At 35.5% G+C, this 20,095-nt stretch carries 16 protein-coding genes; 3 read left to right on the top strand and 13 right to left on the bottom strand.

Annotated features, from left to right (window positions below; translation table 11 throughout):
* Positions 1 to 20: 20 nt before the first annotated feature.
* Both HMPREF0013_RS12740 and HMPREF0013_RS12735 read right to left on the bottom strand, forming a co-directional pair.
* Positions 21 to 1,475 carry a SulP family inorganic anion transporter gene (locus tag HMPREF0013_RS12740; RefSeq protein ID WP_002120970.1) on the bottom strand — a complete coding sequence of 485 codons (1,455 nt, stop codon included), beginning with the start codon at positions 1,473 to 1,475 and terminating at the stop codon, positions 21 to 23.
* 225 nt (positions 1,476 to 1,700) lie between these two features.
* Complete coding sequence (locus HMPREF0013_RS12735) at positions 1,701 to 2,333, bottom strand: SOS response-associated peptidase family protein (protein WP_002121044.1); 633 nt, start codon at positions 2,331 to 2,333, stop codon at positions 1,701 to 1,703.
* 393 nt (positions 2,334 to 2,726) lie between these two features.
* On the opposite strand from HMPREF0013_RS12735, the gene HMPREF0013_RS12730 reads away from it, so the two are divergent.
* Positions 2,727 to 4,163, top strand: a complete 1,437-nt coding sequence (locus HMPREF0013_RS12730) for a glucose/sorbosone family PQQ-dependent dehydrogenase (RefSeq protein WP_002121021.1) — start codon at positions 2,727 to 2,729, stop codon at positions 4,161 to 4,163.
* 54 nt (positions 4,164 to 4,217) lie between these two features.
* Here the strand turns inward: HMPREF0013_RS12730 and HMPREF0013_RS12725 are convergent, their stop codons facing one another.
* The 8 genes from HMPREF0013_RS12725 to HMPREF0013_RS12690 all read right to left on the bottom strand — a co-directional run bounded on the left by HMPREF0013_RS12725 (position 4,218) and on the right by HMPREF0013_RS12690 (position 15,894).
* Positions 4,218 to 4,661, bottom strand: a complete 444-nt coding sequence (locus tag HMPREF0013_RS12725; protein ID WP_002120966.1) for a universal stress protein — start codon at positions 4,659 to 4,661, stop codon at positions 4,218 to 4,220.
* Positions 4,662 to 4,808: 147 nt separating this feature from the next.
* A complete protein-coding gene (locus tag HMPREF0013_RS12720) occupies positions 4,809 to 6,899 on the bottom strand; it encodes a putative bifunctional diguanylate cyclase/phosphodiesterase (protein WP_002120960.1) in 2,091 nt (696 codons plus the stop codon).
* 579 nt (positions 6,900 to 7,478) lie between these two features.
* Positions 7,479 to 7,694 (bottom strand): hypothetical protein, encoded by a 216-nt coding sequence (locus tag HMPREF0013_RS12715; RefSeq protein WP_002120955.1) that lies wholly within the window; start codon positions 7,692 to 7,694, stop codon positions 7,479 to 7,481.
* A 194-nt stretch (positions 7,695 to 7,888) separates the two neighbouring features.
* Entirely contained in the window at positions 7,889 to 8,353 is a 465-nt protein-coding gene (locus tag HMPREF0013_RS12710) for a MarR family winged helix-turn-helix transcriptional regulator (protein ID WP_002121027.1), read from the bottom strand.
* 843 nt (positions 8,354 to 9,196) lie between these two features.
* Entirely contained in the window at positions 9,197 to 10,915 is a 1,719-nt protein-coding gene (locus tag HMPREF0013_RS12705; RefSeq protein ID WP_002121001.1) for a fructose-specific PTS transporter subunit EIIC, read from the bottom strand.
* Complete coding sequence (pfkB, locus tag HMPREF0013_RS12700) at positions 10,902 to 11,849, bottom strand: 1-phosphofructokinase (RefSeq protein WP_002121033.1); 948 nt, start codon at positions 11,847 to 11,849, stop codon at positions 10,902 to 10,904. Before pfkB ends, HMPREF0013_RS12705 begins: the two co-directional genes overlap by 14 nt.
* Positions 11,850 to 11,864: 15 nt before the next feature.
* Positions 11,865 to 14,717 carry a phosphoenolpyruvate--protein phosphotransferase gene (gene ptsP / locus HMPREF0013_RS12695; RefSeq protein WP_005803437.1) on the bottom strand — a complete coding sequence of 951 codons (2,853 nt, stop codon included), beginning with the start codon at positions 14,715 to 14,717 and terminating at the stop codon, positions 11,865 to 11,867.
* Between the two features lie 316 nt (positions 14,718 to 15,033).
* Positions 15,034 to 15,894 carry an alpha/beta fold hydrolase gene (locus HMPREF0013_RS12690; RefSeq protein ID WP_005803435.1) on the bottom strand — a complete coding sequence of 287 codons (861 nt, stop codon included), beginning with the start codon at positions 15,892 to 15,894 and terminating at the stop codon, positions 15,034 to 15,036.
* Between the two features lie 141 nt (positions 15,895 to 16,035).
* Between HMPREF0013_RS12690 and HMPREF0013_RS12685 the strand changes: the two genes are divergently transcribed.
* Positions 16,036 to 16,491 carry a hypothetical protein gene (locus HMPREF0013_RS12685; protein ID WP_002121040.1) on the top strand — a complete coding sequence of 152 codons (456 nt, stop codon included), beginning with the start codon at positions 16,036 to 16,038 and terminating at the stop codon, positions 16,489 to 16,491.
* 25 nt (positions 16,492 to 16,516) lie between these two features.
* On the opposite strand, the gene HMPREF0013_RS0105350 is transcribed toward HMPREF0013_RS12685, so the two are convergent.
* The 3 genes from HMPREF0013_RS0105350 to brnQ all read right to left on the bottom strand — a co-directional run bounded on the left by HMPREF0013_RS0105350 (position 16,517) and on the right by brnQ (position 18,941).
* A complete protein-coding gene (locus tag HMPREF0013_RS0105350) occupies positions 16,517 to 16,771 on the bottom strand; it encodes a hypothetical protein (protein WP_005068965.1) in 255 nt (84 codons plus the stop codon).
* Positions 16,772 to 17,030: 259 nt separating this feature from the next.
* Complete coding sequence (locus tag HMPREF0013_RS12680; protein WP_002120910.1) at positions 17,031 to 17,450, bottom strand: GlcG/HbpS family heme-binding protein; 420 nt, start codon at positions 17,448 to 17,450, stop codon at positions 17,031 to 17,033.
* A 189-nt stretch (positions 17,451 to 17,639) separates the two neighbouring features.
* Positions 17,640 to 18,941, bottom strand: coding sequence for a branched-chain amino acid transport system II carrier protein (gene brnQ, locus HMPREF0013_RS12675; RefSeq protein ID WP_002120935.1), 1,302 nt, complete (start codon positions 18,939 to 18,941; stop codon positions 17,640 to 17,642).
* A 352-nt stretch (positions 18,942 to 19,293) separates the two neighbouring features.
* Here brnQ and map point away from each other — a divergent pair, with 352 nt between their 5' ends.
* Positions 19,294 to 20,088: a type I methionyl aminopeptidase gene (map, locus tag HMPREF0013_RS12670; RefSeq protein WP_002121088.1), complete on the top strand. Its 795-nt coding sequence runs from the start codon at positions 19,294 to 19,296 to the stop codon at positions 20,086 to 20,088.
* Positions 20,089 to 20,095: the final 7 nt, after the last annotated feature.

The following is a 20,095-nucleotide window of genomic DNA, read 5'->3' as shown; positions in this document are numbered from 1 at the left end:
AAGGTCCTGAAGGACCTTTTTTAGATTTTTGCATGAGTACCATATTTATCAATCATGATTGAACTGGCTTCATTTAAACCGCGAACCGTTACCTGAATACCGTTCTTTTGAAATTTATTCACAACTGAATCTAACATGGCAACTGAAGTCACATCCCAAATATGAGAATGGGTGAGATCAATAATGATTTCTTTAACATCTTCTTTAAAGTTAAAACCTTGCATAAATTTTTCAGATGAACTAAAAAATATTTGACCTCTTAATTCATATAGACGAGCTTGACCCTCGAATGAAGTTTCAATACGAATATCATTTTCAAGTTTATTTGCTAAGAAAAGTGCTGAAAGTAATACTCCAGTTAATACACCTAACGCTAAGTTATGGGTAGCAACTACTACAATAACGGTTGCGATCATAACGACATTACTACTTTTAGGATTATTTTTAAATTGAGTCAGTGAACTCCACTCAAAAGTACTAATTGATACCATAATCATGACGGCAACCAGAGCGGCCATGGGAATAACCTTTAACCAGTCACTTAAAAATACAACTAAAATAAGTAAGAATATACCTGCGCAGAAAGTGGATAAACGTGTGCGACCACCCGATTTTACATTAATCATTGATTGACCAATCATGGCACAACCAGCCATGCCGCCCATAAAACCTGAAGCGATATTTGCAATGCCTTGACCTTTACATTCTTGAAATTTATCACTAGATGTATCTGTCATTTCATCAACGATTGTTGCAGTCATCATTGATTCAAGTAAGCCAACCGCGGCAAGGGTTAAAGAATATGGAAGAATAATAAGGAGGGTTTCTAAATTTAAAGGAATATTCGGAATTAGAAATATAGGTAACGTATCTGGTAATGAACCCATATCACCAACAGTTCGAACATCAAACCCTAAAAAAATAGCGAGTAATGTTACTACTACAATACAAATAAGGGGCGAGGGAAAGAACTTTCCAATTTTTGGAATATAGGGGAAAAGGTAAATAATTCCTAAACCAATTGCTACTAGTAAGTAGACATGCCACGTCACATTTACCAATTCTGGTAATTGAGCCATAAAGATGAGTATGGCAAGGGCATTAACGAATCCAATAACCACCGATTTAGAAACAAAACGCATGAGTTTGGCAAGTTTAAAATATCCGGCCAAAATCTGTATGACGCCAGTTAATACTGTCGCAGCGAATAAGTATTGAAGCCCGTGTTCCTTTACGAGCGTTGTCATAACCAAAGCCATGGCACCCGTAGCTGCCGAAATCATAGCTGGACGACCGCCTACGAAAGAAATAATAACGGCAATACAAAAGGATGCATATAAACCGACTTTGGGATCTACACCCGCAATAATTGAAAATGCAATTGCTTCTGGAATTAAAGCAAGACCCACAACAAGACCGGAAAGAATATCTGCGCGGACATTAGAGAACCATTGTTCTCGGACATTCGATAACATGAGAAATAGCCTAAGTTCTAAATTTTGAAAGGCTAGTGATGTGATATACCAACACAAATGACTACACCACATCACTAAACAGTGATGAGTTATTTACAAGGGATAGGGGTAAATAAACTTAAGGTGGCGTAAGTATCATAGGTATAGAGAGTTTGAGGCATTTAAAAGTGCCCGAAGAATAGCATAAGTTTTTAAGGCTGACTAACCTAAGTCGACTAAACCGATTTAATTATAATTTTTCATTTCAGCTTTTGGCATTGAGGCAAATTCATTCGCAGGCATATCTAAGAAAAAATCTTTGGCTTCAGAATGAGTACAGTTGAGCCAATCATTTCTAAGATTATCAGGTATCACAATAACCGAACGTTTTTCATCATCAGGTTTGTGAAATTGTTTCATGAAAGGGTGATGATCAGCATTAATTGTTAATAGCGACATTGACCTAATTTTCTGTCCATCAATAAGTGTTTCCTCAAAGATCGCAGCAAGGGTAAAAGGTTGCCCATCTTGCCGGAAAATACCATACCAATGTGCTTTTCCATTGACATATTTAGGTTCATAAATGGCTTCAACAGGAATAAGCGCAAATTGATCATTTAACCAAGAATGTTTAAAAGAGCGCTTTTGTTGTACTGTTTCTGTTCTGGCATTATACGTTGCATATTTGAATGCAATTTCTTTGGCATAAGGGGGAAGCATTCCAAATTTAGCTTTTCTCCACTCAAGCTCATTTTCATTCGATAAAATGAGTGGGCAATCATCACTTGGGAAAATATCCATCTTATATTCAAAAGTGGGTTCAAATAACTCTAATTGATTAGCATGTATTTTCTTAATAGGTTTAAAGTTTGCACACATAAGACACCTTCGTTGTAAAAATAGCTCTCAATTACAGCTTCTAATTTTTAGTCTTTAGTGATGTATATTTTTATAATTAGAATTGTCTCTTTGAGTATTAATTTTTAACTATCAATTACTTCGTTAATAAATATTTATTTAACTCATGGACATTTCAAAAAAGTTTCAGATATAAAATTAATAGAATAGATAAATCGTATAGTTAAGTTGCTCATCTTAAAGAGAGTTTATTCAGTTTTAATAGCTACTTTTATGCAACAGAGCCTTTCAGAAATTTAGATTTTAATAGATTCGTTATTCATCATAATACAAATCATATAGAGAACTCGTACAAACCCTTTATTAGAGGTTTAAAAATTCTCGGAAAATTTTGACAATTTATAAGGTGGACACATGAATAAACATTTATTGGCTAAAATTGCTTTATTAAGCGCTGTTCAGCTAGTTACACTCTCAGCATTTGCTGATGTTCCTCTAACTCCATCTCAATTTGCTAAAGCGAAATCAGAGAACTTTGACAAGAAAGTTATTCTATCTAATCTAAATAAGCCGCATGCTTTGTTATGGGGACCAGATAATCAAATTTGGTTAACTGAGCGAGCAACAGGTAAGATTCTAAGAGTTAATCCAGAGTCGGGTAGTGTAAAAACAGTTTTTCAGGTACCAGAGATTGTCAATGATGCTGATGGGCAGAATGGTTTATTAGGTTTTGCCTTCCATCCTGATTTTAAAAATAATCCTTATATCTATATTTCAGGTACATTTAAAAATCCGAAATCTACAGATAAAGAATTACCGAACCAAACGATTATTCGTCGTTATACCTATAATAAATCAACAGATACGCTCGAGAAGCCAGTCGATTTATTAGCAGGATTACCTTCATCAAAAGACCATCAGTCAGGTCGTCTTGTCATTGGGCCAGATCAAAAGATTTATTATACGATTGGTGACCAAGGGCGTAACCAGCTTGCTTATTTGTTCTTGCCAAATCAAGCACAACATACGCCAACTCAACAAGAACTGAATGGTAAAGACTATCACACCTATATGGGTAAAGTACTACGCTTAAATCTTGATGGAAGTATTCCAAAGGATAATCCAAGTTTTAACGGGGTGGTTAGCCATATTTATACACTTGGACATCGTAATCCGCAGGGCTTAGCATTCACTCCAAATGGTAAATTATTGCAGTCTGAACAAGGCCCAAACTCTGACGATGAAATTAACCTCATTGTCAAAGGTGGCAATTATGGTTGGCCGAATGTAGCAGGTTATAAAGATGATAGTGGCTATGCTTATGCAAATTATTCAGCAGCAGCCAATAAGTCAATTAAGGATTTAGCTCAAAATGGAGTAAAAGTAGCCGCAGGGGTCCCTGTGACGAAAGAATCTGAATGGACTGGTAAAAACTTTGTCCCACCATTAAAAACTTTATATACCGTTCAAGATACCTACAACTATAACGATCCAACTTGTGGAGAGATGACCTACATTTGCTGGCCAACAGTTGCACCGTCATCTGCCTATGTCTATAAGGGCGGTAAAAAAGCAATTACTGGTTGGGAAAATACATTATTGGTTCCATCTTTAAAACGTGGTGTCATTTTCCGTATTAAGTTAGATCCAACTTATAGCACTACTTATGATGACGCTGTACCGATGTTTAAGAGCAACAACCGTTATCGTGATGTGATTGCAAGTCCAGATGGGAATGTCTTATATGTATTAACTGATACTGCCGGAAATGTCCAAAAAGATGATGGCTCAGTAACAAATACATTAGAAAACCCAGGATCTCTCATTAAGTTCACCTATAAGGCTAAGTAATACAGTGCATTAAAAAACCGATCTATAAAGATCGGTTTTTTTAGTTTTAGAAAACTATTCAGTTACGACTAATACCGGTAAATGAATTTCTCCTAAAAGGGCTTGAGTCACACTTCCTAAGAAGAACTTTTTAAACCCTTTTCGCCCATGTGAGCCAATCACTAATAAATCTGCTTTTAGCTCATTAGCTGCTTTAATAATTTCTGTGTGGATTGTTTGACCCTCAACAATTTTTGTTTCAACAGAAATTCCATGTTGGCTAAATTGTTCTTTAGCTTGGTCTAAAATGCTCTGAATCGATGCTCTAGCTTTATTAAAATAATCCTGTGCTAATTCTGTACTATCAATGAATTCTACAGAAATGAAAGGATCTATGGTAAGTGCATATACTAGAGTCACTTTACTGCCAAAGGCCTTAGCAATTGCTGTTGCATGATTAACGGCAATAAGTGAAGTAGGAGAACCATCGACTGGAACCAAGATATGGTGATAACTCATATATTGCTCCTTATTGTCTTGTGACAATGTATGGTGCGGAAACACCGAAATTATTATCTTTATGCTTATATTATGAACAGTTTTTAAAAAATTATTGTTTATTTTTAGTATGAATAAAAACTAAAAGGTTCATTAAACATCTTATTTTCAAAGATTGTAATGACTTTCTAAGTAAGGCTGATTTTGTTTAAGTATGGAAATAACCTGAGTAGCATCTATAGCAGATTCAAACAAGAACCCCTGGCCTATGCTGTAACCAAATTGTCGAAGTAGTTCTTCTTGTTCAGGAGTTTCAATTCCTTCAGCGATAAGCCCGAGTGATAAATTTGGAGCGAGTAAACCAATTGCTTGGACAATCGCATAAATTGATGGGTCATGTTGCATCTTTTGGATAAAGCTACAATCTACTTTTAAACTGTCAATCGGGTAATCGCGAATATGGGTTAGCGATGAGAAACCTGTCCCAAAGTCGTCAAGTGCAATACGTACCCCATGCTGTTTTAATTTATTAAGTGCACGGATCACATATTCCGAGCCTCGGTCGCCTAGCATGTGCTCAGTGACTTCCACTTCAATATAATGCGTCGGTATTTGAAATTGATTAACCTTTTTCAAAAGTCTCTCAGCATAATTATCTCTTAAGAACTCAACTGGTGCAGCATTTAGTGAAACAGGGAGTGGGGTAATACCAAGATTTATCCATTTAGCGATATCACGTAAAACTTGGTGTTGCATCGTTTCACCGATCTTACTCGCTAAATTATAATCTTTAAAAGCTTCCGCAATTTGTGCTGGGTAGCCTCTTTGAGCTGAGGTTGTATGCCATCTTAATAAAGCTTCAAATCCCACTACACGATGGGTATTTAGGTCTACTTTAGGTTGATAATAGGGTTGGATGGTATGATGGCGAATCAGCTGACGAGCTAAATTAAGCTGAGAAGCGACAGTTTCAGTCATTTGCATCATGCATGGATCATACATGCGAATACCACCACGACCACGCGCTTTTAAATCATGCAATGCCATATCGGCACAACTGAGCAAACCTGACTGGTCTACGGCATCTTGCGGGTAAATTGCGCAGCCAATGCTCATCCCACCATTTAAGACATTACCTAAATAGGTAATCGGCTGATTTAACTGTTGAAGTAAAATGGCTGCTAACTCTCGGACATCATTTTCAGAATTAAGGTTATTAATAATAACCGCAAATTCGTCTCCGCCTAGTCGCGCGACAACGCACTTTTCATCATCTACACAATGACTAAAGCGTTTGGAGAGAACTTTTAATAGATGATCGCCTGCGCTATGCCCTAAAGTATCGTTAATATGTTTAAAGTGGTCGAGGTCAATTAAAAGTAACCCTACACTTGTTTGAGTGTCTTTTGAATATGAGAGAGTACGCTTAAGTTGAAATTTAAATGAACGCCGATTATATAATCCGGTCAGTTCATCTCTCTCACTCATATTCCTAAGCTGGTTTTCTGCCAAATGTTGTTGAGTAACATTACGTGAGACACAAAGGATTTGTCCAATTTCACCATTTTCCCGATGAATCGGGGTAAGCATATTATCCCAATACTCAGGATCCTGATCTGGCAAACAGCTCATTCCTGCAAATCTAGCAACTTTACCTTGAAGAGCTTTTTTCAAAGCGACTCGACCGCGTTTACGAATGTGCGGTGGTAATAGTTCGAGCCATTTCATTCCAAATTCTGTTTCATCAACAGGTACACCTAAAGCGAGGCACCCTGATTTGTTCATGTGAGAAAGTGTGCCGTCTACATTTAAAACTTTAATGCAATCTACACTGATATCTAACATCTGATTTTGTATTTCAATGTTCTTTTGCAAGTTTTGTTGTTCTTGAATATCGTGATCTATATCTAAAAAGCTAACATACCATTCGCTAGTTTGTGAGGAGCTGCGATACTTAGATGCTTGAATCGATAGTTTGCACCATCTATATTGATTTCCAGCTCGTAAAAGTCGACATTTTAATTCGATTCTTTTTTGTAGGCGAATTGCTTCGAGCCATCTGTTTTTGACTTCATCTAAATCGGTAGGATAAATAAAATCTAGCCATTGCGCTGGCAATGGAGAAAAAGTATCCAACCAATATTCTGTACACTCTATATTGCAATATAATATCAAGCCATTTTCATCACTCACCCAAGTTGGGAGTGGAATTTGCTCAACAATAAAATGCTTTTGGGTGTTGTTCGACATTGAAGTCATAACATGCCTAGAAAGATTGTGTTGATTAATCTATTTATTAGCCATTATTGTAATCTTTCTGTAGTAAGCAAAACAGCAAATAATAAATTTTATGTGTATTTTTTTTGAACTAAAATTGAGTTATTAAAACTAATATATACTAAAGATTTAATTTATGTTTTTGTTATTTATTAATTTTTATTTATCTTTCTTTAAAAAAATATTTATGCTTATTTTTGTAAAAAACTTATTAAAACAGCAGCTTATAATTATGCATATATATTTGTCATATTAAAAATAAAACTAAGAAAGTAGAAGGAGTAAAGATAAAAAATAAAGAATTTGATAAATCAAATTTTATTCATAATATAAACAAAGAAGCTCTCAAAAGAGGTTAATTAAATACAATAATCGCTATTAAGTTTACAAAAGTAATATAAAATAATAGCTTGTATTATCGTAAAATTCTTTTTGTCAAAAAGGATATATATTTCCTTTTTGTGCATTTTATAGCCTACATTTTCCCCAAGATGTAGGTTTTTTTTATGCATAATTTTTATAGATTTTAATTATAAAAATAAAAAAAGCCAAAATGGCTTTTTATACAGTTTCTGGCTTGTTCAACTGTTGTTGTATGTACAGATTCATATAGTACTGTTCGATATAATCATCAGCATAGTTGTTTGCTAAGGTTTTTGTTGCCACTTGCTCATGTTTTAAATAGCAGTTTGATTCAAGGTCTTTTTCAAGTACCCACCAGCTACGGTTAATACGACGTACCTGAAATTTGTCACTTTTGTATTTTCTTTTAGCCATTTTCCGAAATTTGCTATTCAGTTATTGAAAGAGAATTTCTACTGGAGTTAAGAGCTCAAGTCAACAGATAGAAGGTTAATTGATTATTTTATGTGGGATGCTATTTCTCTCAATATTAAAGTAGAGACATTAAAATAGTTAAGCTCTCATTATGAGAGCTTAACTATTGGGTATAAATAGATTCTTATTTCATCTTAGCGAGAAAGGTTCTTTAAAAGTAATTTTAAACTTTCCATCATTTTTTCTAACTGTAAGGGAGTAATACCTTCAAAAGACTGCTCAAGTACTACACTTGTTAGATCATTGATCTTGTTGATCATTTCAGTCCCTTTTTCTGTAAGTACTACACGAGTGATACGACCATCAGTTTGGCAAGAGTAAGTTTCAACCAAACCTTCATCTTTCAAACGATAAACAATTTTTGTGGTAGTCGACATTTTTGAAATAATCATATCTGAAAGTTCAGAAACACTCGCATGGGGCTTGCTGCTTAAAGCCAACATGATGCGTCGACGTGAGTTATCTAAACCATATTTTTTTAAAGCATTATCAATGTTTTGTACATATTGAGCATGTACTTGAGTAATCCAATAATATGGAAAATCTTCAAGAGTAAAAGATTCTGTTGTAGGTAAAAAACGCGCATACTTCTTTGTCATTGACTTTTCCCCATACCTTGGTGGATCGCATTCCTGGTGAACTATCTTTAATAGTTGAAAAATATAGTTTCATCAAGCAAGTTATAGCAGGACTTTACTTGATGAGCAAAAGTTATATAGCTTCATTTAACAATGACATGGTTTAATTGTCCTTATCTTTATAAAGTGTTCCTATAACTTTGCGAACTTTAAATACTCTTCAGCTATAATCAAAGATTATTAAAGGTAAAAACTGTTTAACAAAGCCGTACCTGAAACTCTTTGAGTGGATATGTAAGATTGCATCTAAGCTTGCTTGATCGTTAATTGAACGATATTGCTTGCAAGGGCATCGTAGAAAAAAAATTATGATTTGAACGTGGCATTGAACGAGAAAGTTTTTGTCTCTAAAGTCATAACTATGAAAAATCAAGATATTTAAATAAAAAATATTTATATATATCATGACATTATATTGTTTTGGTGTGAGAGAAATTTACCATACATTTAACATGAAACATCTATTATTTAGTAAAATAAAATTAGATTTCTATATTAAATATCTGATTTTTATTAATAAATTTCAAACATTATTTTAAATACTAAGCTTTTGAAATAGAGGTATTTTTGTCTATAAATTATAATTTCAATAAATTTTATCCATTAAATTTCAAAAGAGCCAATCTAACCGTAATACTCGCAGAAGAAGTGCCAACACAGATTATGGCAAGAGCTATTCAGATTAAATGATTTAAGTCTCAGAGAAAGAAAATTAAATATTAAATAGTTTTCAGTTTAAATTTTTATGAGATCAGGCACATATAATTTATAAAAAAAGGGAGAATTTATATTCTCCCTTTTTAATTATGAAACAGTCACAGCTTTTTCTTCTATTTTTTTCTTAACAATGGCATAGCTTATCCCTGTAACGATACTACCAGCAGCAATTGCAGCAAGATATAACCAAGCATGATTAATCGCATTGGGAATTAAAAGTACAAATACACCGCCGTGAGGAGTAACCAACTCACAATGGAATAGGGCAACGAGTGCTCCAGTCACAGCTCCACCTAAAATACAAGTTGGAATAACACGCATTGGGTCTTTAGCTGCAAAGGGAATAGCACCCTCAGAAATAAAACATAAACCTAATACGAAAGCTGCTTTTCCGGCATCTTTCTCTCCAGTACTAAATTTATTCCTAGCAATGAAAGTTGCAATAGCCATACCAATAGCAGGGACCATGCCGCCTGCCATCGTGGCTGCCATAGGCATATAAGTATTTGTTGTCAGCAGTCCAACAGTAAAAGCGTAGGCTGCTTTATTGATTGGACCACCCAAATCAATACACATCATGCTTGCTAATATAATGCCCATTAACACGGCATTTGTTGTACCCATATTGTTTAGGAAGTCTTTCATTAGCTCAAAAATATGTGCTACTGGCTGACCCACCACGTAGAACATAATCAGACCAACAAATAAAGTACCTAATAGCGGAATAATTAAAATAGGTTTAAGTGCTTCTAAACTTGTAGGAAGTTTGAGTTTTTTTGCAATAAAAAGCGCGATATAGCCAGCAAGAAAACCTGAGACAATACCTCCTAAAAAACCTGCTTGTAACTGAGAAGCAAGTAGGCCGCCAATTAAACCAGGTGCGAGGCCAGGACGATCAGCAATCGAGTAGGCGATATAACCAGATAACATTGGAACCATAAGCATAAATGCAGCGGCACCAATTTGTTTTAATATAGCCGGTAAGCTGCCTGCTTGTTCAGCTGCATTAAGGCCAAAGCATAAAGACAGAGCAATTAAAAGACCTCCCGCCACCACCATAGGTAACATATAAGAGACACCCGTTAAGAGATGTTTATATACGCCAACTTTTTCGGTTTTATCTTTGTTTTCTGCAGAAGTTTGTTGCTTACCTTGTTCTAAAACTTGCGCATTGCTGATTGCCTCAGCAAAAGCTTTATCTGTTTGCTTTAGAGCAAAACCTGTACTACATCTATAAACACGTTTACCTACAAAACGGTCTGTATTAACTTCTATGTCAGTCGCAAGAATGACGATGTCCGCATCAGCAATAGCTTGAGGTGATAAGATATTTTTTGCGCCAACGGAACCTTGAGTTTCTACTTCAATCTCATAACCGAGCTTTTCTGCGCCTTGCTGTAAAGCTTCGGCTGCCATAAAAGTATGCGCGACACCCGTAGGACACGCAGTGATCGCAACAAATTTTTTAGCTGTAGTTGCTGATAAGCTATTATCATTTTGCCAGTCTTGAGCAGATTTAAAATGATCTAAAGCAGTTTGAAGAGCTGAATCAGTATCACTTTTGATCTCTTCAATGTTAATGAAAGATAAAGGGTGTGTACTAAAAATATTAAGATTTTTCGGGCGTTGTCCAACAACGATAACTTGGTCAAAGCTTTCATTCACCTCGAATTCATCAAGCGAAATAATGCTGTTTTGATAACCCTGTTGAGACGCGACTTGTGCAAGTTTACGAGCTAAAATCAAAGCATTGACTTGCTGTTGCGGACTATTAATAACAAATAATAAACGTTTAGTAGTTGGCATCAGATTCACTCAATGAATTGATTGTTGTTTGGGCTTTTAATTGGTTTAGCTTTTCAGTATTAGGAATACGAAAGCCTATTTGTGTTACAGCGTGGCTTGCAATTGCGGTAGCAGTTTTTAATGTTTCTTCGGCAGAGAAGCCACCCAATAAGCCATGAATCATCCCTGCTAAAAGAGAGTCACCCGCACCAACTGTACTTTTAACTATCACTTTAGGTGCTGTGGCATGAAGTGGGTGAGTGTCATTTAACCAGTTTACACCGTCTTCACCCATCGAAATAACGACATGTTCAATTTTAGCTAAGTTTGCAAAAAGTTTTTTTTGTTCAGTATAGGTTGTAGCAGGAAGCTGATAACTTTCTACTAACTCATCTGTATTTGGTTTAATCATCCAAGGTTGACATTCAATTGCAGCCACCAACGCTTTACCACTTGTATCAAGTGCAACTTTTTTTCCTTGCTGTTGAATGAGCTTAATAAGTTGCTGTAACTCATCAACACTAAAACCTTGTGGTAGGCTTCCAGCAATAGCAACCACATCTACCTGAGGCAAAATCATCTCGATTTTTTGAAAGAGGTTTTTCTTATCTAGTTCAGATATGAAAAAACCTTTTCCATTCAAATCAGTCATACGTCCCGAATGTTCAGCAATTTTTATATTTTGGCGAGTTTCACCTTCAATATAAATAAATTCAGGTTGAAATTGAGCTTCTTTAAAATGATCATCGAAAATCTGTCTGTTTGTTGCTCCTAGAAAACCAGAAACAATAACCTCATGTCCCAAATCTTTTAAAACTTGTGCAATATTTAAACCTTTGCCTGCCGCGTGTATTTCTACAGATTCTTGGCGGTTTACTTGACCTATCTGTAACTCTTTGAGTTGTATAGTCACATCAATTGCAGGATTTAAAGTAATTGTTAAAACTTTAGCCATTACCATTCCTAATCTTTACATTTCTTGTTCGGATAACTGACGTACAGCAGTAGCGCTATCACATTCAAGTGCACGCTTTGCAAGCACTTGAGCTTGACTGTAGTTAAGTGTACGAATTTGGGCTTTAACCAAAGGAATACTATTCGGTGACATACTAAGCTCATCCACTCCTAAGCCCATCAGAATAGGTACAGCTTTTGGATCGGCTGCGAGTTCACCACATATACCAACCCATTTACCATACTTATGTGCAGCTTTTACAGTTTGATCAATCAATTGCAAAATACTTGGGTGGAGGCCATCTGCTTCAGCCGAGAGGATAGGGTGACCACGGTCAATAGCTAAAGTATATTGAGTTAAGTCATTTGTTCCGATACTGAAAAAGTCCACTTCTTTCGCGAGAATAGGTGCAAGTAAAGCAGCAGAAGGAACTTCAATCATGATACCAACTTGTAAGTTGGTGCATGGATGTACAGCTTTAACTTCATCAAGAATAGTTTTTGCAGCACGCCATTCTTCCACACGGCCAATCATTGGAAACATGATTCTTAGAGGGCGGTCATCTGCAGCTTTAAGCAAAGCAATAAGTTGTTGACGCAACAATTCAGGCTGTCTTAGCGTTAAACGGATACCTCTTAGACCTAAAAATGGATTTTCTTCTTCAGCAATTGGAAGGTAAGGAAGCGGTTTGTCACCACCTACATCTAGCGTACGTACTACGAGAGGGCGGCCCGCTAGAGCATCTAAAACAATACGATAATCTGCTTCTTGGGTAGCTTCACTCGGAGCGCTACTATGCGCCATAAAAACAAGCTCAGTCCTGAGTAGGCCAATTGCTTCAGCGCCATATTCAACCGCATGGGCTGTTGCTTGAACTTTTCCTAAATTGGCAGCAATTTCGATTTGATGTTGATCTAGAGTAATCGCAGGTTCTTGGCTGTGACGTTCAGCTTCTTCACGAATTTTTTTCTGAAGGTCTCGTTCTTGTTTTGCTTGTTCGATTTGTTGAGCATTAGGATTTAAGATAAAAGCTCCGGTGTCTCCATTAATTAAAAGAGAACTTTTTTGCTCAATATCTAGTACTTGATCACCAGCGCCAACAATTGCAGGGATACCTAGAGCACGAGCAACAATAGCACTATGAGCGCTTGCACCACCTACGGCGGTCAAAATACCTGCTACACGATCTTTATTAAGGCGGGCTACATCACTTGGTCCCACGTCATACATGATCAATATATAAGGTTCTTTAGGTTCTTCGATGATGACCTCACCGCAGAGTTGAGCCAAAACGCGATCACCAATATCACGTAAGTCTGTAGCACGCTCAGCTAATAATCGATCTGGTAAAGCTGCTTGCTCTTTGGCTGCTGCTTCAATATGCTCATGCCAGGCAGCAGGAGCAGAAAGATTTAGGTTAATCTTTTGATAAACACCATTAATAAGATCTGGGTCATCAAGCATTTCCAAATGTGCTTGGAAGATTTGCTTAATTTCAGCCACTTCAGATTTTGCAATAACTTGGTGAATATTGTTTTTAACTGCGTGAAGTGCAATATCAAGTTTTTCTTTTTCTGCTTTGACACTTAAGCCCATGCGTTCATATTGGTAAACCGTAGGTTTAATTACATGTACAGGGCCAAAAGCTAAACCGCTTGAAGCAGCAATTCCTGTATTTGTGCTAAGTGGTTTTGAATGGCTTGGGATTTCACTAGATTGCTCTACTTTGATGTCTGAAGATTTTATAGGTTCAACTTCTTCACCTAAGCCTTGTTGTACTGCCAGAATAACTTTATCTAAAGCTTCAACTGCATCCGTTTCTGGTTCAGCAATGAAACGTAAAGTTTGGCCGCGTTTACAACCTAAAGCTAAGAGACGTGTCAAACTTTTAGCTGAAACAAAATTGCCTTCATCTACTGCGACTTGGATATCACCTTGAAAACTTTTTGTTAGGTTTACTAAATGAGTTGCTGGTCGAGCATGTAATCCATGTGCATTAGCGAGTACAACAGAACGGTGGGGCCAATCGGGAATAACATCTGCACCAATGATTTTAGCAATTTCATTTGGTGCTTGTGTTTGGTCTAATTGTGCAACTTGCTCTGGATTAAACAGAATATCAATCAGTCGATTAAATCTCTGGCTATCTAATTGTTCATTGGCAGCTATACAAACTAGCGTATTTAACTTTTTTTCACCTAGCTCTAAAGCATGGCGAGGCTTTACGATACTGATTGCTGGTTGTTGAACAAACTTACTACTTGAAATAGACCAGATTTGATCTTGTAGTTGAATAACTTGATCAGGGTCAAGTGAACTTAGAAAGCCGCACTTTACGAAATTGTGCTTTTTTAGAATCTGAGATGCTGACCAAAATAAATCTTCAATATCTTGAGATTCAATTTCAGTTTGAATTAAATTCTCATGCAAAGTTAAAGATAATGGTTGAGCTTGTAAGATTTCAATAATTTGTTCAGGTTGTTTAGCATTTTTTACCTGTTCACTTACATCATGCATTAAAGCTCGAGTTAATATTTGTAGAACTTGTAAATGTTCATCAGATTTTGCTGCAATAACAACAGCTAAATAAATTCTGTTTTCACCATCCCATATAATTCCTTCTGGAAAGTGAGCTAAACGGATACCTGTTTCTAGAATAAATTCGCGAGATTGGGGTGTACCGTGGGGAATAGCAATGCCTTGACCTAAATAGGTGGCACTTTGTTGTTCGCGATTAATGAGTCCTGTAATGTAGTCAGGTGTAACTAACCCATCTTTTACCAATATATCTACTAGACACTGTAATGCATGCTTTTTATCAACAGCATGTTGATTCATATGAATATGTCGAGGCTCTAGTGCTAGCATACTTATCCTTGAACAATTTCTTTGGTTTAGCTAAACAGAAAAAAAGAAGCTGTTAGTATTAAAAAAAGGTTAGTTTAACCGTTTTTAAACAACAGCTTCGTATAAATAACGATAGCAGAACTTTAAAGCTATATCGACGTATTTACGTAAATAATGCTTGTTTTTAATACAAAGGAATAGGTGATTAATATATTTTGTTTTCTTATGATAATTATTAGGTTAATAAACTAACTTTATAAAAGAAGTGGGTATTAATATTAAAAAAAACCTCTATACCGGATTACGGGTATAGAGGCAAAAGTAAAAGATCAATAGATTAGTGTTGGATTTCCTGTTCTAAAAGTGACCATAAGTTTTGATGTGATTTTTTAAACATTAGCATGTGCCCAATTGATTTATGCCCAAGTTTCATGGGATTTAGCTCTAGCATTTTTGTGGGCGCATTAGGATAAAGTTTTAATAAATCTTCAACGTTACGCTCGGTTGCAATTTCATCGTCACTTGCCCAAATTGAAGTAATAGGGCAGATAATTTCACTATGAAAATCATGATGGACTGTTTTACCTATAGCATTTTTCACATAGCCAGGATGGCTGCAAAATTCTCGCCACTGTTGGGCGACTTTTTTAGGTAAGTTTTCTCCCATTCCAATAAATTGAGTAGCACCATAACCTTTAAAAGCACTAGAAATTGGAAAGATGACATTGAACATTACCGGTGCTAAAAACTTGGTTTTACCTTTAAGACCTTTTACATGGCCAGTGGAACCTGCGACCGCGATAACTTTTGCTACTTTATGAAAATTAGGAACAATTCCTAATAGCTGCCCACCAGCACTGTGGCCAAGAAGGGTAACTTGTTCTGCTTTAGTTTTTTCTAATAACGTATCAATTGCACAAGGAATATCGAGAACTCCCCAATCATTAATACTTGCTGTACTTTGCTTCAAAGACCCGTGTAAAGAGCCTCCAATTCCACGGAAATCAAAGCTTAATACGTCATATCCTTGTTCGCTTAACCATGTAGCAAAAGAATGATAGAAGTTTTTAGTAATACCTGTTGCTGGACAGATCAATACGGGATTTGCTGATTTTGGGGATTGAGCTGGATAAAAATGTGCAGCAAGTTGATAATCATCTTTACAGGTCATCCAAAATGATTCAAAAGTGTTATCCATAATATTTCGTAGTGATTGGTTTATTGATGTCTTTAATTTACACGAGTTCTGAAATGAAACTTGGTTAAAATGTGACTATAAAGTCAATATTTATGTTATATAGCTCATTAAATTTGAATAAAACAAATAATTGGAAAAAATATGGATTTACCGAAAGCTGTACAGCTCGCAATTGTATTTAGTGGCATATTTTTATGGATAGGGATGTTGACTGGGGTATGGAAATATTGGCAAATACGCCGTTCAGAATTAAGTCGTGCTCATTATTATGTGGATATCGCTCATCGAAGTAGTTTGTTATATGCAGCTGCTAGCCTAATTTTAGCTGTATTAAGCTATTTTACTGTTTTAAATGAAAATATTACTTTATGGTGTGTATTCGCAAATATTCTATTTTTTAGTTTTTCAATTCTGGTTTATATCATACATGGCTATTTACAGGACACAACAAATCAATTCAAACGTCCTCACAAGATAGGTCGTTTTAGCTTACCTTCATGGATGATGACTTTAATGATGGTGGGATTAATTTTGACTGAATTAGTAGCTACAGCTATTTTAGTTATCGGAACAATTTTTTTATTTTTGGATGTATAAAAATGGATGATTGCTCATCCATTTTTTAAGTATTCGAGTTTTGTTGACTAAGACGTCTTTTAGCTAGTTTTCGCATCTTATGGTCGACAAAGGCCCACACACAAAATATGAAAGAAACAACCATCGCATACATAAAGTATTCGGGTTTCAGATTTCCTTTAATCATACCTTGAAACAGTAAAGTCAGCATAAGAGCAAGCGGTGTTACTCCATAAACAACTGAATCTTTGCTGTTCAGAGTGTTAATGAAGACTTGTTTGTTGAAATGTAATGATAACATCTCCATCCCTCCTTGTGGTTGCGCTAAAACCGAATGTTTTAGTCAAGAATAAGTTTAATGTTGTACTTCTATTTTTAATTCAATTCAATAGTGAATAGAAAATTTTTTGAACAGTTTTATAAAAAACTCTATGTTTATAAATGGTTAAGGTATTAAAAAAGTAAATATTAAATATTTTTGTATAAAATACTTAATATTTTAGAAAAGAGAAAATATTTTAATGAAAAGTGTAATAATTTCTCTTTTCTATCATTTCAGGTTAGCTGTTTTGTTTTTTTAAAAATATATCAATCGCATGTTGAGCAATTTCTGCATCTTCAAAAGATTGGACACCAGAAACGCCAATGGCCCCTAAAATTTGTCCGTCATAAATAATGGGTTTTCCACCTTCTAACATTCCTTGAGCACTAGGCATACTTAAAAAACCTAAGCGTCCACTTTGCAGAAGTTCTTCGTAAAATTTTGAAGGTCTACCTGATATTGAAGAGCATTTTGCTTTTTCTAAACATAAATGTGAGGATAAAGGTGAAGCACCATCTAAACGCTTCATCAACAGTAGAGAACTTGTTTCATCAACAATAGCGATACTGACTTTAAAGTTGTGTTCAATTGCATATTTTTGAGCTTCTTCCATTAAAAACTCTGCATCTGCTTGTGTTAGGTAATATTTACTTTTCATTGTTGCTCTTCTTTCCTAGTAAGCTAAAAATTATTTTAGTGTAATTTTACAGTAAAAACTGATTATATCTATAGTTGATTTGTCATTGAAAGTAGTGTGGAAATAAAATGCCGGTTGGGTAAACTCAGCATTTTATTCAATATATAAAATCATGTTTGGGTAAAACTCGATTTCAAAAAAGACACTAGATTAAATGTTTTTAAATTTAACTTTGTCGATAATTACGGTAATTGCTAGAACAACTAAAGATGGGATCAACCAAGCTAAGTTTTGTTCATTTAAAGGTAAATGTTGAAGAAAATTAGGTAAATAATCACCAAAACCAGCAACTTTAATACCGTCAATAATACCGAAAATTAAAGCAATACTTGTTACTGAACCGACAATAAAAGAGGGTTTGTGCCAAAATTTCCAAAAGAAGCTCAGCATAATCACAACAATGGCTGGTGGATAAATTGCACTTAAAACAGGTACTGATACGGCAATAAGTTTGGTTAATCCAAGATTAGAAATAATGAAAGAGAAACCAACTAAAATGAATACTAAAAGTTTGTAAGGTAATTTAGTTAACTGAGCAAAATACTCACCGCAAGCACAAGTTAAGCCAATCGCTGTCACCATACATGCTAAGAAAATGAGGCCAGTTAAGAATAATGAACCCATATTGCCAAAAGCATGTTGAACATATGCATGTAAAATTACTGCACCATTTGCTGCATTTGGTGCTACTTCATGACTACCTACACCTAATTTGAATAAGCTTAAATAGACTAAAGTAAGACCTGCACCAGAAATAAGACTGGCAATAATCGCATACTTAGTGACTAATTTTTTATCGGTAACACCACGCGAATAAATCGCTTGAATAATTACGATACCGAATACTAATGCGCCTAAAGTATCCATAGTGAGATAACCGTTTACGAAACCTTCCGAAACTGGAGATTCAACGTAATGGTTGATTGGAGCAGGGACGTAACCCGCTGGGATCATAACTGCTGCAATACCTAAAATTGCTAAAGCAATAATTTTTAGGGGAGCAAGCACATGACCAACAGTATCTAATAACTTGTTTGGATAAAGTGAAACTACAGTTACAAATGAAAAATAAATTGCGCTGTAAATTAAAAGGCTACTACTTGATGTTCCAAAATAAGATGAAAAACCAATTTCATAAGAAACAGTAGCTGTACGTGGAGTAGCAAATAAAGGGCCTACTGATAAATAACAAACAACGGTTAAAATCAGACTTGCTACTCGGCCGAGAGGAGAGCTAATAATTTCAATGGAACCCTGCATACGAGAGAGTGCCATGATGGTAATTACGGGTAGACCAACTGCAGTAATCAAAAAGCCTATAGCGGCTAGCCATACATGATCACCGGCTTGTTGAGCGACAATGGGAGGAAAGATAATATTGCCAGCCCCAATAAAAAGAGCAAAGGTCATAAAACCTAGGGCAATAATATCTCCAGTACGAAGATGTTGCATAAATTAAAATTAATAAAAAAGAAGGAATTTTAGAGCAAAAGAGATCATGATCAAGCGGTATTTTATGTGAAAAAGATTTTTTTCAGAGCATAAAAACCTTTAATAGATATTAAAAATATCAACTGGTTAAGGTATGTATTTGAAAAACCATTGAAAGAAATTAGGAAATCATTTTTTGTCTCTGACTTTTTAAAGAAATTATGCAAAAATAAAAGTATGAATTTCTATTATGAATGTTGAATATTTGGGCATTTAATGCTTCCAGCCTATCCTATATCCGTTCTAGAATATTCTAAATTAACTTACATTTTTGTAGGCGTGGTAAAAGCAGTGCCTACGAGGATAAAACTGAATGAGAGCTTCTACTGTTACAATAAAAACTGAACAAGATCTGGAAAAGTTAAGAATTTCTGGACGCTTGGCTGCACAAGTTTTAGAAATGATAGGGGCATATATTAAACCGGGTGTATCTACTGAATATTTAGATAACCTGTGTAATGACTATATTGTAAATACTTTAAAAGTTATTCCTGCGAATGTGGGATATCATGGTTTTACTAAAACAATATGTACATCAGTAAATGAAGTAGTTTGCCATGGAATTCCGTCACCGAATAAGATTTTAAAAGATGGCGATATTATTAATATTGATGTCGCAATTATTAAAGATGGCTATTTTGGTGATACGAGCCGCATGTATTTTGTAGGTGATGTAAACCCGCAAGCAAAAAAACTTGTTGATACAACTTATGAAGCGATGGTTGCTGGGATTCATGCTGTTAAGCCAGGAGCTACACTAGGCGATATTGGTTATGCTATTCAGTCAGTTGCTCATCGAGAAGGGTATAGCATTGTTCGAGAATATTGTGGTCATGGGATTGGTAAGGTTTATCATGAACAACCTAATGTTTTACATTATGGACAGCGCGGCCAAGGCTTAGTATTAAAAAAAGGTATGGTCTTTACGATTGAACCGATGATTAATGCGGGTAGACCACAGGTTAAAGAATTAAATGACGGATGGACAGTTATTACTCAAGATCTTTCGTTATCTGCGCAATGGGAACATATGGTTGCTGTAACTGACACTGGCTTTGAACTCTTAACACCTTGGCCTGAAGGTGTAGGAAACTATCCTGTAATTTAAAAATAAA

The sequence above is a fragment of the Acinetobacter sp. SH024 genome, from assembly GCF_000163635.1.
GTDB lineage: Bacteria > Pseudomonadota > Gammaproteobacteria > Pseudomonadales > Moraxellaceae > Acinetobacter > Acinetobacter pittii.
The sequence above is the reverse complement of the archived record's forward strand: the minus strand, read 5'-3'. Positions and strand labels throughout refer to the sequence as shown.

What these genes read in the sequence shown, in the direction of transcription:
- HMPREF0013_RS12740 (WP_002120970.1), bottom strand. Translation starts at nt 1,475, where the DNA reads ATGTTATCGAATGTCCGAGAACAATGGTTCTCTAATGTCCGCGCAGAT.
- HMPREF0013_RS12735 (WP_002121044.1), bottom strand. Translation starts at nt 2,333, where the DNA reads ATGTGTGCAAACTTTAAACCTATTAAGAAAATACATGCTAATCAATTA.
- HMPREF0013_RS12730 (WP_002121021.1), top strand. Translation starts at nt 2,727, where the DNA reads ATGAATAAACATTTATTGGCTAAAATTGCTTTATTAAGCGCTGTTCAG.
- HMPREF0013_RS12725 (WP_002120966.1), bottom strand. Translation starts at nt 4,661, where the DNA reads ATGAGTTATCACCATATCTTGGTTCCAGTCGATGGTTCTCCTACTTCA.
- HMPREF0013_RS12720 (WP_002120960.1), bottom strand. Translation starts at nt 6,899, where the DNA reads ATGACTTCAATGTCGAACAACACCCAAAAGCATTTTATTGTTGAGCAA.
- HMPREF0013_RS12715 (WP_002120955.1), bottom strand. Translation starts at nt 7,694, where the DNA reads ATGGCTAAAAGAAAATACAAAAGTGACAAATTTCAGGTACGTCGTATT.
- HMPREF0013_RS12710 (WP_002121027.1), bottom strand. Translation starts at nt 8,353, where the DNA reads ATGACAAAGAAGTATGCGCGTTTTTTACCTACAACAGAATCTTTTACT.
- HMPREF0013_RS12705 (WP_002121001.1), bottom strand. Translation starts at nt 10,915, where the DNA reads ATGCCAACTACTAAACGTTTATTATTTGTTATTAATAGTCCGCAACAG.
- pfkB (WP_002121033.1), bottom strand. Translation starts at nt 11,849, where the DNA reads ATGGCTAAAGTTTTAACAATTACTTTAAATCCTGCAATTGATGTGACT.
- ptsP (WP_005803437.1), bottom strand. Translation starts at nt 14,717, where the DNA reads ATGCTAGCACTAGAGCCTCGACATATTCATATGAATCAACATGCTGTT.
- HMPREF0013_RS12690 (WP_005803435.1), bottom strand. Translation starts at nt 15,894, where the DNA reads ATGGATAACACTTTTGAATCATTTTGGATGACCTGTAAAGATGATTAT.
- HMPREF0013_RS12685 (WP_002121040.1), top strand. Translation starts at nt 16,036, where the DNA reads ATGGATTTACCGAAAGCTGTACAGCTCGCAATTGTATTTAGTGGCATA.
- HMPREF0013_RS0105350 (WP_005068965.1), bottom strand. Translation starts at nt 16,771, where the DNA reads ATGTTATCATTACATTTCAACAAACAAGTCTTCATTAACACTCTGAAC.
- HMPREF0013_RS12680 (WP_002120910.1), bottom strand. Translation starts at nt 17,450, where the DNA reads ATGAAAAGTAAATATTACCTAACACAAGCAGATGCAGAGTTTTTAATG.
- brnQ (WP_002120935.1), bottom strand. Translation starts at nt 18,941, where the DNA reads ATGCAACATCTTCGTACTGGAGATATTATTGCCCTAGGTTTTATGACC.
- map (WP_002121088.1), top strand. Translation starts at nt 19,294, where the DNA reads ATGAGAGCTTCTACTGTTACAATAAAAACTGAACAAGATCTGGAAAAG.